The sequence below is a fragment of the Terrimonas ferruginea DSM 30193 genome (genome assembly GCF_000425585.1).
GTDB classification, from domain to species: Bacteria; Bacteroidota; Bacteroidia; order Chitinophagales; family Chitinophagaceae; genus Terrimonas; species Terrimonas ferruginea.
On sequence record NZ_KE384399.1, the window covers coordinates 433,492 to 446,652 of the forward strand.

The window sequence follows — 13,161 nt, forward strand, 5'->3', positions numbered from 1 at the left end:
ATTCGTATTTTTGACTTTTGAATTTTGACTTTTGAATTTCTATGATCAGACTTTTCATATTTCTCACGCTGGCATTGCCTGCAATCGCCATCGCTCAAAGCAATCAGCGTTATAAAATCGGCGTAATCGATCTGATGCTGCTGAAACGCCAAAAACTTGGTGCTATCGAATTGTCGAAACAAATCGGTGCGGATGGATTGGAAATTGACATGGGTGGACTGGGCAATCGTCCCACCTTTGAAAACCAATTGCTCACGGATTCGATCCGGCAGCAATTTATCGACAAGGCAAAAGAGCAGCATATTGAATTTTCTTCGGTGGCGATGACAGGTTATTATGCGCAATCATTCTGCAACCGGCAGGAATATATTCAATCGATACAAGACTGTATAACCACGATGAAATTAATGGGCGTGAAAACGGCCTTCCTGCCGCTGGGTGTACAATGTGATCTGAAGAAAAATCCGGAGGTCCGTGATTCGGTGGTGGCCAGGCTGCGAGTTGCCGGCCGCATGGCCCAGGAAGCCGGGGTGGTAATTGCCATCGAAACGGCCTTGTCTGCTACCGAAGAAGTAGCATTGCTAAAAGAGATCGGTTCGGATGCGATCCGTATCTATTTCAACTTTTCCAATCCGCTTCGCGAAGGCCGCGATCTGTATAAAGAACTGAAAATCCTGGGCGCTAAAAGAATTGCCATGATCCACGCCAGCAACAAGGACAGCGTGTGGCTGGAAAACGATCCGCAGATCGACATGAAAAAAGTAAAAAAGACCCTGGATAAAATGAAATGGCGCGGCTGGCTCGTGATCGAAAGAAGCCGCGATGCCCGCAAACCCCGCGACGTTAAAGGAAACTATGGCGCCAACGTGGCTTATCTGCGCCGGATTTTCCAAACCGGAAACTGAGGCCGGTATAGGAAAATTCTCCATCATTATACCCAATTCTTACATTTTTTAAGGTAAGGTCTGGCGGTAAATTTATTGCTTAATTGCCTGCTACTTAAGCACATTTATCGCATTAACGGTCAAATGATGAAACGATTGCCTCTATGCCTTACGGTAGTGTTCCTGCTTATATTTACCATCTCTGCTCATTCAGCTGATATTTATGTATCACCTGCAGGTGCCGACAACCAGGACGGAACCATCTCGCGTCCGCTGGCTACGGTCAATGCTGCATTGCGTATGGCCCGTGAATGGCGCCGGTTAAATGATCCACGTATTCAGGGAGGCATACGCATCGTTGTCAAAGGCGGCAATTATTTTCTTAATGAACCTGTTTTCATAAGACCCGAAGATACCGGCACCGCCGATAGCCCGACAACCATCGAAGCCGCTCCGGGTGAAACACCCGTGATCAGCGGCGGCCGCAACATTACCGGATGGAAGAAAGCCGGTAGCGTACCCGGACTTCCCGCTGCTGCGAAAGGAAAAGTGTGGGTAGCCGACGTTCCACTTGATGGCGGACGACCTGCCGAATTCCGCCAGCTCTGGATCAACGGACAAAAAGCTGTCCGCGCCCGCGATCGCAATGCCGACAGCATGAGCCGTATACTCAGTTGGAACAAAGCCGATCAAACCTGCCGCATTCCCTGGCCAGCAATAAAGGGATTGACGAATGCCCCGTCATTAGAAATGGTCATTCATCAGTGGTGGGCCATCGCCATTCTTCGTGTGAAAGAAATCAGGGTACAAGGTGACAGCGCACAACTTTTTTTTCATCAACCTGAAAGCCGCATCCAGAGCGAACATCCGTGGCCTGCGCCATGGATATCCAAAGAAACCGGCAACTCTGCTTTTTTTCTTGCCAATGCTGTTCAACTATTGGATCAACCCGGCGAATGGTTCCTCGATATCGGTGCAGCTAAAGTTTACTACTGGCCACGCAACGGTGAGGACCTGTCAGCAGCCAGCGTTATTGCCCCTTACCATGAAACACTTCTGCGCCTCGAAGGCACGATCGATCATCCGGTGAAATATGTCAACATCAAAGGCCTTCGCTTTCAACATACCGGTTGGTTGCGTCCATCCCGGCAAGGGCATGTGCCGCACCAGGCAGGACTTTATATGCTGGATGCGTACAAACTCAAAGTACCGGGTACACCCGATAAAAAATCATTGGAAAACCAGGCATGGGTTGGCCGGCCGGCTGCTGCCGTCGATATCCGTTTTGCCCATAACATCGGTATAGAAAATTGTTTGTTTGAACATCTTGCATCCACCGCACTCGACTTTGGCAAAGGCACACAGCAATCAATGATCCGCGGAAACCTGTTCGATGATATCGGCGGCACGGCCATTCTCGCCGGTGTTTTTTCTGAAGAACCGGTAGAAGTTCACCTGCCATACGACCCCACTGATCAACGTGAGTGGTGCCGCGCCATAGAGATCACCAATAACCTGATCACCAATGCTACCAATGAAGATTGGGGTTGTGTGGGTATCGGCGCGGGTTTTGTCCGCGACATATTGATTGCGCATAATGAATTGGCTGAACTTTCTTACACGGGCATCAGTGTCGGCTGGGGCTGGACGCGTACGCTCAACGTGATGCGCAACAACCGCATTCTATCCAATAAAATTCATCATTACGGCAAACACATGTACGATGTGGCAGCGATCTATACCTTATCTGCACAACCCGGTTCTGTGATCAGCGGCAATTATATCGACAGCATTTACGAAGCGCCTTATGCACATTTACCTGATCACTGGTTTTATCTCTATACGGACGAAGGGTCTTCTTTTTTCAATGTAAAAGATAACTGGACACCTGCTGAAAAATATTTACAAAACGCCAATGGTCCCGGCAATATATGGACGAATAACGGTCCCGCGGTAAAGGACAGTATTCGTCAGCAGGCGGGGTTGGAACCCGCATACCGTCATCTTTTGGAGGGAAGAAAGACGGCAGATAAAAACTGGCCCATCAATCAGGAGAAAAAATGAAAACAAGCAATAACTTTTTTCGTGTACGTTCCCGGCTATTGGCAGCGATGCTGCTGATAAGTATATTTTGTCTGAATGCGTGCAAAGAAACTACCTCCCCTGAAAATACAGCAGTCCGTCACAAAGCGGCATCGGCACATCCTTCCATAATCGAACTGGTGGTTACACAACCCGACAACACCACAGCGGCACAGATAAAAAAGATCGCTGCGGAAGCAGGCATACCCGGCGGTTCGCTCTATCGCTGGAAGAATCATTATTTCATTTTTGCCGTAATAGAAAAACCAGGTGCTTTCAAAAAGGCCATCAATACTTTACAGGGTGTAACGATTCGTGAATACCCGGATTATTTTTATGCCTTTGATCGCAGCCGTTGCGCAACAACCGACAGCACCGGTGACGGCGGTGAATGGAAACATATCCTGCTGACCGCTGCGCTGGTGCCGGATACCTTATTGCAACGCGAATACATGAACGCACACGCCACGCAGTTTGAGCAATGGCCGGAAGTGGCACAGGGATTCTGCCGTGCACAGTTCCGGCAGTTACTACTTTACCGGAAAGATGATCAACTGGTTTTAGTGATCAGCATTCCGGCAGATAAAACCCTCGATGAATTGAATCCGCTTACTGCGAAAGATAATCCGCGCGTGGATGAATGGAACCGGCAAATGAAAAAATACCAGGCAGGAATACCGGGTACTGATTCCTCGGAAGTTTGGGTGTTTCCAGAAGTTTTAAAATAAATAAACAGCATAGCATGTTACGATTAGGCATATTAGGTCTCGGTGAAGGAAGAAGCACGATATCGGCCGCCCTGCAAAGCAAGAAGATCGAACTTAAAAAAATCTGCGATGTCAACGAAGCGCTTTGCAAACAACGTGCTTTGGAATTTGGTTTCGATCGGTACACAACCCGTTATGAAGACATGCTCGATGATCCGCAGATAGATGCAATCGCGATTTATACACCGGATCACCTGCATGCCGATCATGTGAAGAAAGCATTACAACATGATAAACATGTTATCTGTACCAAACCTTTTATCGATGATCTCCGAGATGCCAAAGCCTTGCTGGACCTGCAAGAACAAACAGGGAAAAAAGTTTTTGTAGGACAAAGCTCCCGCTTCTTTGAGCCGGCCAAGCGCCAGCGCCAGGATTTTGAAGCCGGGGAAATAGGAGAGCTGATTACCATCGAAAGCAGCTACCATGCAGACCACCGCTGGTTCCTCGATAAAAAGTGGGCATTGGAAGAAAGCTTCAAGTGGTTGTACGGCGGTTTAAGTCATCCGGTAGATTTTATCAGGTGGTACCTGCCTGCTATCGAAGAAGTGATGGGCTATGGCATGATCAGTCCGAATGCCCGGAAAGCAGGACTGAAGAACGAGGATACCATGCATTTTATTTTTAAAGCAGCCGATGGCAGAATAGCACGTGTGAGTGGTGTTTACACTTCACCAATTCAGCCGGCATATCGTGAAAGTGGCATGACGACCGTGTTGCGTGGAACCGATGGCGCCAGCCAGGCAGATTACCACGAACTCCGTTATGCCATCACCGACAAAACCGGCGAGGAAAAAACGATCACCTGGGGCGACAGCACGATAAAGTATTATTTCAGGTTTGAAGGGCAAAGCCATCACGCCGGAGAATACCAGAACTACTTGGAGTATTTCGCGGATTCCATCAAAGATGGATTTACGGCTTATCCCGATATGCGCGAAGGAATCGGTACGGTTGCTTTATTGCAGGCAATGGATAAAAGTCTGCAGACAGGACAACCCGTGAAGATCGCGGATATTCTTGCCGGATATGGATTACCATCATTGGGAGCGCTGACCTCCCGCAAATAAGAAAGCTGCTGCATGAATAATATACTTGCCAAATTGCAAACGGTTGACTACGCCATCGTGATCGCGTACCTCCTGATCCTGCTTTACATCGGGTATCGCGCCAGTTTTGGCCGGAAGAAAAAAGAAGGAGAGACCCTGTTCCTCGCCGGTAATTCACTCAACTGGCACAGCATCGGTTTTAATATGTGGGGCACGAATGTTGGTCCTTCCATGCTGCTGGCCTTTGCCAGTATTGGTTACAGCACGGGGATTGTAGCAGGTAATTTTGAATGGTATGCTTTCGTGTTTTTGTTTTTACTGGCGATGGTCTTTGCCCCGCGTTACCTGGCGAGTAAAGTAACAACCATGCCCGAATTCATGGGCAAGAAGTACGGCGACGATACACGCAATATTCTTGCGTGGTATGCACTGATCAAAATATTGATCTCGTGGCTTTCGCTGGGTTTGTTTGCCGGAGGTTTTCTTGTACGGCAGGTACTCGGTATCCCGATGTGGCAGTCGGTGATCGTGCTGGTGTTGTTTGCCGGTCTGTTTGCTTTTGCCGGAGGGCTGCGTGCCATCGCCCGTGTGAATGTTTTCCAGATGATCCTGCTCATTGCCGTTTCTTTGTTGCTCGCCATTCTCGGCATTCAGAAGGTGGGTGGCATCTCCGAACTTTTTCATAAAGCGCCCTCCGAATACTGGAACCTGTTCCGTCCTGCCAGCGATCCCAAGTATCCCTGGTATGCTATCTTATTGGGTTATCCTGTTGCTGCAGTCGCTTTCTTTTGTACCGATCAGGCGATGGTGCAGTCTGTTCTCGGCGCACGTAATCTCGAACAGGGGCAACTGGGCGTGAGTTTTATCGGCTGGCTGAAAATTTTATCCTTACCGTTATTCATCATTCCCGGCATCATCTGTTTTGAATTGTTTCCCAATTTGTCAAGCCCCGACGAAGCTTACATGACGCTTGTCACCAACTTGTTTCCTCCGGGATTAAATGGATTGGTGATCGTGGTATTGATTGCGGTATTAGTCGGCACGATAGGCTCTTCATTGAACGCTTTGAGTACGGTCTTTACCACAGATCTGTATGTAAAGAAGATCAATCCCAATGCCACTTCGAAGCAAATCATCCGCATGGGACGCATCACGGTAATTGCGGGTTGTTTGTTTGCGGTAGGCATGGCCATTGCCATCGACAGCATTCGCGGGTTGAATTTATTTGATGTATTCCAGGCGGTGCTCGGCTTTATTGCGCCACCACTTTCCGTGGTGTTCCTGATCGCCGTATTCTGGAAACGGACTACGCGTCTCGCGGTGAACTTTACCTTGTCGATCGGCTCTGCTATTAGCCTGGGTATCGGTATTTTGTATTTGTGGGTTTTCCCTGCCGATCAATATTCCTTCTGGCCGCACTATATGATGTTGTCTTTTTACATTTTTGCGGGTCTGTTGTTCCTGGCGGTTGTTATTTCCCTGGTCGGTAAAACATCTGCCACTGCTATCCTCAGCAATGACGTATTACCCAAAGCTACGCCACTGGTTTGGCGCGTATGGATCGCGCTGATCATCGTCATGATTTCCTTATACATTTTCTTTAATGGTTTTTAATATGCATACTTGCCAACAATTGATGAAGAAATATCGCCGTCGCGCATTATTTACTATTGCAGCATTGCTGTTTGTGGTTTTTGCAGAAGCGCAACAGGCCACGTGGATCTGGTATCCCGGCGATTTCGAGATCGTACTTTCCAACAAAGTGCAGAATCGCCGTACCGAACGCGGCACTTTTTTTCCTGTTTTCTGGAAAATTGATAACCATTACGTGTTGATGGATTTTCATAAAGTGGTAGAAGTGGCGGCGCCGGAAGAGGTGGAGATTTTTGCGGAAGGTCAGTACAATGTAAAGCTGGATGGCAAACCCTTTGAAGGAAGTCCTTCGAAAATCACGCTGCCCGCGGGTAAACACAAGATAAATATCAAAGTTTTTAACCAGGCCGAAGTGCCGGCTGTTTTTATCAAAGGAAGAACGATTGTTTCCGATGCTTCCTGGCTCGTAACGTTTGAAGACAAAGAATGGATCGACGAAACGGGTAAGACATCTGACATTTCTGCTACCAATTGGCTGCAGGCCGGTAGCTGGAATTTCAATACACCGGCTCAACGTCCTTCGCAATTCCGTTTGCCGGTGCGGCCACTCTCTGCTAAGTCGGTGGAGAAGGTTGCCGGCGGGCAGGTGATCGACTTCGGTCGCGAGACTTTTGGTTTTGTACGGTTGCACGGCGTGAAAGGGAAAGGCAATCTTTCACTCTATTATGGGGAGTCCCGCGAAGAGGCATTGTCCACCACGCATTGCGAAACGCTCGATCGTTTTCATTTCGATGCGCCGCAATCCATCGATACGATACCTACCTTGTCAAAGGCGTTCCGGTATGTGTTTATCCAGGGTGATCCCGGCCTTACACTTGATTCCGTTTCCTTATTATACGAATACGCCGATGTGAAAGAGCGTGGAAATTTTCGTTGCAATGATGAAGAGATCAACCGCATTTATGACGTAGCCCGCTACACTTTCGAACTCAACACCAGGGAGTTTTTCATAGATGGTATTAAACGCGACCGCTGGGTTTGGAGCGGCGACGCCTACCAGAGCTACCTGATGAATTATTATTCCTATTTCGATCAGCCGACTGTTGAGCGAACGATGATGGCGCTGCGTGGTAAAGATCCCGTTACCTCGCACATCAACACGATCATGGATTACACGTTTTATTGGTTCCTCGGTATCTATGACTATTACCTGTACACCGGTGATCAGACGTTCATCAAACAATTTTATCCGCGCATGAAAAGCCTGATGGATTACTGCCTCGGCCGTCGCGATCAAAACGGTTGGATGTCGGGACTCGCCGGTGATTGGGTTTTCATCGACTGGGCAACTGGTTTGAGTAAAAAAGGCGCCGTCAGTTTTGAGCAACTGTTGTTATGCCGCAGTCTCGAAACCATGGCGATCTGTGCGGGGATTGCGGGCGATAAAACAGCCGGGGCGGATTACAACCAGCAGGCCGCTTCGCTTCGTCAGCAATTCTTTGCCACTTACTGGAATCCTTCCAAACAGGCACTCGTACACAGCCTGGTGGATGGAAAGCAAACCGATAACGTTACGCGTTACGCCAACATGTTCTCCATTTTCTTTGATTATTTCAATGCCGCACAAAAACAAGCGGTGAAAAATTCGGTGTTGCTCAATCCCAATGTACAAAAGATCACTACACCGTATATGCGCTTCTACGAGCTGGAAGCTTTGTGCGCCATGGGTGAACAGGATTTCGTCAGAAAAGAAATGAAAAGCTACTGGGGCGGCATGCTGCGGCTAGGTGCTACTTCTTTTTGGGAAGAATATGATCCTTCCAAAAAGGAAGGCGAACACTATGCGATGTATGGTCGCCCCTTCGGCAAAAGTTTGTGTCATGCCTGGGGCGCCAGCCCGATTTATTTGTTAGGGAAATATTATCTCGGCGTAAAGCCGCTGACGGCGGGTTATGCAACCTATGAAGTGGCTCCCGTGCTCGGCGGGCTGCAATGGATGGAAGGGAAAGTACCTACGCCACAGGGCGATATCGAATTGTACTGCAATACAAAACAAGTAAAAATGAAATCACCTGCCGGTGAGGGTGTATTGAAACTGAAAAGCAAAAACAAGCCTTCCGGTAAAAACATCGAGCTGACACAAACGGCTCCCGATACGTATGAGGTCAAAATCCTGCCCGGTGTACAATATGACATCCGTTACCAGGCTTTGTAAGAATCGTTATAAAAAATAATGCAATGAAAAAGCTGATCGTGGGAATGATGCTGGCGTTGCCGGTTACGACAATGGCGCAGAACAGCCTGGTGAATACACAGGCCAGCCGTTATGCAAAGCTCACCGGTGTTGGCGTGAATGAAGTGCAATGGACCAAAGGGTTTTGGGCGGAACGTTTCGCCGTTTGCCGCGATTCGATGGTGCCGTTGTTATGGAAAACTTACAAAGATGCTTCATTGAGTCATTCGTTTAAAAACTTCGAAATAGCTGCAGGGTTGGATACCGGCCGTTTTAAAGGCCCGTCCTTTCATGACGGTGATTTTTATAAAACCCTCGAAGCTGTTGCGAGCATGTATGCGCTCACCAAAGACCAGAAACTGGATCGATGGATGGACGATGCTATTACCGTAATCGGTAAGGCGCAAAAGCCGGATGGATATATTTATACTAAATCTATCATAGAGCAACGCAAAACAGGAGCGGCGAAAATGTTCGATGACAAACTCAGCTTTGAAGCTTATAACTTCGGACATCTGATGACCGCGGCCTGTGTGCACTACAGGGTAACGGGTAAAAAAACATTATTGGATATTGCGCGGAAGGCAACGGATTTCCTGATTGGTTTTTATGATTCGGCGTCTCCCGAACAGGCGCGCAACGCGATCTGTCCTTCACATTATATGGGCATCATTGAAATGTACCGTACACTCGGTGATCAACGGTATCTGCAACTGGCCCGCAAACTCATTGATATCCGCGGCAAGACGGAAGGAACAGACGACAACTCCGACCGCGCACCTTTCCGCGATATGAAAAGGGTAGTCGGGCACGCCGTGAGAGCGAATTACCTTTTTGCAGGCGTGGCCGATGTGTATGCCGAAACCGGCGACACTTCACTATTAAACACGCTGGACCGTCTATGGGATAATGTGATCAATACAAAAATGTATGTCACGGGCGGCTGCGGCGCGTTGTATGATGGAGTATCGGTGGATGGCACCTCTTACAAACCCGATACTGTTCAGAAAGTGCATCAGGCCTATGGCCGCGATTTTCAATTACCCAATCATAGCGCGCACAACGAAACCTGCGCCAATATTGGCAATGTATTGTGGAACTGGCGCATGTTGCAGTTAACCGGAGAGGCAAAATATGCCGACATCGTTGAATTGACCTTGTACAACAGTGTGCTGAGTGGTGTAAGCATGGACGGCGCGAAGTTTTTTTATACCAATCCGCTTTCGGCATCGGCCAACTATCCGTATCATCTGCGTTGGGAAGGAGGCCGTCAGCGTTATATCAAATTATCGAATTGCTGTCCGCCCAATACCGTGCGTACCGTGGCGGAAGTAAACAATTATCTCTACGGCATCAGCGAAGACGGGCTTTATATTCATTTATATGGTGGAAGTAAATTGTCAACGGAACTCCACAATGGTGCGCGTTTCGCACTGGAACAGCAAACCGACTATCCGTGGAATGGTGCCGTGACTATTGTGATCAATGAAGCGCCGACGACAGCCGTGCCGGTATACCTGCGCATTCCGGGCTGGTGTAATAAAGCAACGATTAAAATCAATGGGAAACTTGTTGCGGCTAATATCAAAGGCGGACAATACCAGAAACTGGCGCAGACCTGGAAAAAAGGAGATCGAATCGAATTGGTCATGGACATGCCGGCAACGTTGATTGAATCAAATCCATTGGTAGAAGAAACCAATAACCAGGTAGCCGTAAAACGCGGCCCTGTTGTGTATTGCCTCGAATCTGCCGATCTGCCTGCGGGCATTGCGGTGAACGATATCATCATTCCTTCCAACGGCCGTTTCAAACCGGTGAACAAACAGATTTCTGGCGGACGCTTGAATGCATTGGAAGGGCAGGTATTTCAATTAACTAATAACAACTGGAACAATAAACTGTACCGGACACTGAATACATCCACCAAACCGGTTACCGTTCAACTGATCCCTTATTACGCCTGGGCCAACAGAGGCCAGACGGACATGCGGGTGTGGTTGCCGGTGGTAAGGACAAATCCCTGATCAATGGAAAGAATTACTGCTACCTATTATGTGGAAACGCCGCTCGATCCTGAAAAGGCAGCGGCGGTGCTCGCGGGAGAACAATCTTCCGGAACATTCGTTGCCGTACCCGGCGAAACGGAAGACCTCAAACAACGGTTTGCCGCGCGTGTCGAACATGTGAAGTACATAGAGACCGTTAACGTACCCGCCATTCCCGGACTTGATACAGGCTCTTCGCAGTATCATCGGGCAGAACTGCGCGTGTCGTGGAGTTTAGAAAATTTCGGATACAACCTGCCCGTAATGATTTCTACATTGCAGGGCAACCTCTATGAGATCAAACAGTTCACCGGTCTTAAATTGATGGACATTGACCTGCCTGAATCCTATACAACACATTATAAAGGACCGGCCTTCGGTATTCCGGGTTGCCGCGAACTCACCAATGTGTATGGACGTCCGTTGATCGGCACCATCATTAAACCCAGTGTGGGCCTGACGCCTGCCGATACCGCCGCTATTGTTGAGAAACTGGCCGCCGCCGGAATCGATTTTGTAAAAGACGATGAACTGATGTCTGCTACCGCCAATTCACGTTTCGACGAACGGGTGGATACGATCATGCAAGTGATCAATCGTCACGCAGACAAAACAGGTAAGAAGATCATGTATGCCTTCAACATTTCCGGGGAAATAGACGAGATGTTGTATCGCTATGAAAAAATAATCAAGAGCGGAGGTACCTGCGCCATGTTAAGCATCAACAGCGTGGGCGTTTCCGGGGTGAAGAAAATAACGGACCAGGGCCAGCTTGCCATTCACGGTCACCGGAATGGCTGGGGTATGTTGAACCGCCACCCATTGCTGGGCATTGAATTTCCCGCTTACCAGAAAATATGGCGGTTAGCCGGTGTGGATCAACTGCACGTAAATGGTATTCAGAATAAATTCTGGGAAACGGATGATTCGGTTGTACGCTCGATCGCGTCTTGTCTGACACCATTAGGTAATCAAAAACTGGTGATGCCGGTGGTGTCTTCAGGGCAATGGGGTGGACAAGCTCCCGAAACCTATCGCAGAACAAAAACAACGGATTTGTTATACATGGCTGGCGGTGGTATTCTCGCCCATCCGATGGGACCCGCGGCGGGCGTTGTCGCCTTGCACCAGGCCTGGCAGGCGGCAGTAGATGGTTTGTCGGTGGAAGAAGCCGCCGCGCAATACAAGGAATTTGCTTCATCGGTTGAAAAATTTGGTAAAGCTTGAGTAACGTACCCGCATTAAGACTGGCCTTTTATGGCGACGACTTCACCGGATCCACGGATGCGCTGGAATTCCTGTGCCGCGCGGGTTTGAAAACACGCCTGTTCCTCGATCCACCAACTCCGGAGCAATTAAAAAGTTATCCGGATCTGCAGGCATATGGTGTTGCCGGCCTCACACGAAGCATGTCACCCGAAGCGATGGAAGCCACGCTGCATCCGGCATTCATGCAAATGAAAGCAACCGGTGCGCGGCATATTCATTATAAAGTTTGTTCTACTTTCGATTCGTCGCCTACCATCGGCAGCATAGGACGCGCTATCGATACGGCATCGAAAATATTTCATCAGCCATCTATTCCTTTACTGGTGGCAGCACCCGCGCTGGGACGTTATTGTGTTTTCGGAAATCTTTTTGCGCGCATGGGCATTGGCAGTGCAGGTGAAATATACCGCCTCGATCGTCATCCTTCGATGAGCAAACATCCTGTAACGCCCGCGGATGAAAGCGATCTGCATTTGCATCTGGCCAAACAAACAAAACTGTCTATTCGTCTACTGTCGATTTTACAATTGGAACAATCGCTCAGCGAAAAGAAAAGTTATCTCCAACAACAATCCGGGGTTGTATTAATAGATGCGCTTTACACTTCACAATTGTCCGGCGTAGGAGCATTGCTGGATGAATTGGCGAATGACGAACAACTTTTTTCCGTTGGATCTTCCGGTATTGAAATGGCATTGGGCCAATACTGGCGCGAGACGGGTGCGTTACCGGCATCACCGCAGTGGAACGATCCCGGACCCGCATCGCCGTTGCTGGTACTGGCGGGTAGTTGTTCCCCTGTTACGGCTGCGCAAATCAATCGTGCTGAAAAAGCAGGCTTCGCTCTTTTTCATGTAAATGAAAATACCGATGCTGCCTGTCGCACACTGAACAACGGGCAAAGTGTCATCATTCACACCGGTGGTCATGAAAGAACGAATGCAGAATTAATACCGGCGGAACAAACAGGTACTTCGCTCGGTCACACAGGACGCGAGCTGGTCGCAAAAACTGCTGTTAAGCGGATAGTTGTTGCGGGTGGTGACACAAGCAGTTATGCTGCCCGTGCCATGGGTATCCACGCGGTAGAAATGATTGCACCGCTGGTGATGGGAGCGCCGCTTTGCCGCGCCACCGCACCCGGCTCGCCATTGGATGGAAAAGAAGTGAACTTCAAAGGCGGACAGGTCGGTGATGAAAACTATTTTATCATTTTAGAAAAAGGAAAATTATAAA

The 13,161-nt window shown here is 48.8% G+C and carries 9 protein-coding genes; all 9 read left to right on the forward strand.

Annotated elements, in window-relative coordinates:
• Positions 1 to 41: 41 nt before the first annotated feature.
• The 9 genes from H608_RS0116375 to H608_RS0116415 all read left to right on the forward strand — a co-directional run bounded on the left by H608_RS0116375 (position 42) and on the right by H608_RS0116415 (position 13,160).
• The gene (locus H608_RS0116375) at positions 42 to 905 is read left to right on the forward strand and encodes a sugar phosphate isomerase/epimerase family protein (protein ID WP_028788628.1); all 864 of its coding nucleotides are present in this window, start codon (positions 42 to 44) and stop codon (positions 903 to 905) included.
• 123 nt (positions 906 to 1,028) lie between these two features.
• Positions 1,029 to 2,948 (forward strand): hypothetical protein, encoded by a 1,920-nt coding sequence (locus tag H608_RS0116380; protein WP_028788629.1) that lies wholly within the window; start codon positions 1,029 to 1,031, stop codon positions 2,946 to 2,948.
• Entirely contained in the window at positions 2,945 to 3,694 is a 750-nt protein-coding gene (locus H608_RS0116385; protein WP_028788630.1) for an L-rhamnose mutarotase, read from the forward strand. Before H608_RS0116380 ends, H608_RS0116385 begins: the two co-directional genes overlap by 4 nt.
• 14 nt (positions 3,695 to 3,708) lie before the next feature.
• Entirely contained in the window at positions 3,709 to 4,803 is a 1,095-nt protein-coding gene (locus H608_RS0116390; protein ID WP_028788631.1) for a Gfo/Idh/MocA family protein, read from the forward strand.
• 12 nt (positions 4,804 to 4,815) lie between these two features.
• Positions 4,816 to 6,396 carry a sodium:solute symporter family transporter gene (locus H608_RS0116395; RefSeq protein ID WP_028788632.1) on the forward strand — a complete coding sequence of 527 codons (1,581 nt, stop codon included), beginning with the start codon at positions 4,816 to 4,818 and terminating at the stop codon, positions 6,394 to 6,396.
• 22 nt (positions 6,397 to 6,418) lie between these two features.
• Positions 6,419 to 8,590, forward strand: a complete 2,172-nt coding sequence (locus H608_RS0116400; protein ID WP_028788633.1) for an alpha-L-rhamnosidase-related protein — start codon at positions 6,419 to 6,421, stop codon at positions 8,588 to 8,590.
• Between the two features lie 23 nt (positions 8,591 to 8,613).
• Positions 8,614 to 10,635 carry an aceric acid hydrolase gene (locus tag H608_RS0116405; RefSeq protein ID WP_028788634.1) on the forward strand — a complete coding sequence of 674 codons (2,022 nt, stop codon included), beginning with the start codon at positions 8,614 to 8,616 and terminating at the stop codon, positions 10,633 to 10,635.
• A 3-nt stretch (positions 10,636 to 10,638) separates the two neighbouring features.
• Positions 10,639 to 11,883 (forward strand): ribulose-bisphosphate carboxylase large subunit family protein, encoded by a 1,245-nt coding sequence (locus H608_RS0116410; RefSeq protein WP_028788635.1) that lies wholly within the window; start codon positions 10,639 to 10,641, stop codon positions 11,881 to 11,883.
• Positions 11,880 to 13,160, forward strand: coding sequence for a four-carbon acid sugar kinase family protein (locus H608_RS0116415; protein ID WP_028788636.1), 1,281 nt, complete (start codon positions 11,880 to 11,882; stop codon positions 13,158 to 13,160). The genes H608_RS0116410 and H608_RS0116415 overlap by 4 nt, the downstream gene beginning before the upstream one ends.
• Position 13,161: the final 1 nt, after the last annotated feature.

Excerpts from the sequence above, each read along its gene's own strand:
- H608_RS0116390 (WP_028788631.1), top strand. The coding sequence starts at position 3,709 with ATGTTACGATTAGGCATATTAGGTCTCGGTGAAGGAAGAAGCACGATA.
- H608_RS0116395 (WP_028788632.1), top strand. The coding sequence starts at position 4,816 with ATGAATAATATACTTGCCAAATTGCAAACGGTTGACTACGCCATCGTG.
- H608_RS0116405 (WP_028788634.1), top strand. The coding sequence starts at position 8,614 with ATGAAAAAGCTGATCGTGGGAATGATGCTGGCGTTGCCGGTTACGACA.
- H608_RS0116400 (WP_028788633.1), top strand. The coding sequence starts at position 6,419 with ATGAAGAAATATCGCCGTCGCGCATTATTTACTATTGCAGCATTGCTG.
- H608_RS0116375 (WP_028788628.1), top strand. The coding sequence starts at position 42 with ATGATCAGACTTTTCATATTTCTCACGCTGGCATTGCCTGCAATCGCC.
- H608_RS0116385 (WP_028788630.1), top strand. The coding sequence starts at position 2,945 with ATGAAAACAAGCAATAACTTTTTTCGTGTACGTTCCCGGCTATTGGCA.
- H608_RS0116410 (WP_028788635.1), top strand. The coding sequence starts at position 10,639 with ATGGAAAGAATTACTGCTACCTATTATGTGGAAACGCCGCTCGATCCT.
- H608_RS0116380 (WP_028788629.1), top strand. The coding sequence starts at position 1,029 with ATGATGAAACGATTGCCTCTATGCCTTACGGTAGTGTTCCTGCTTATA.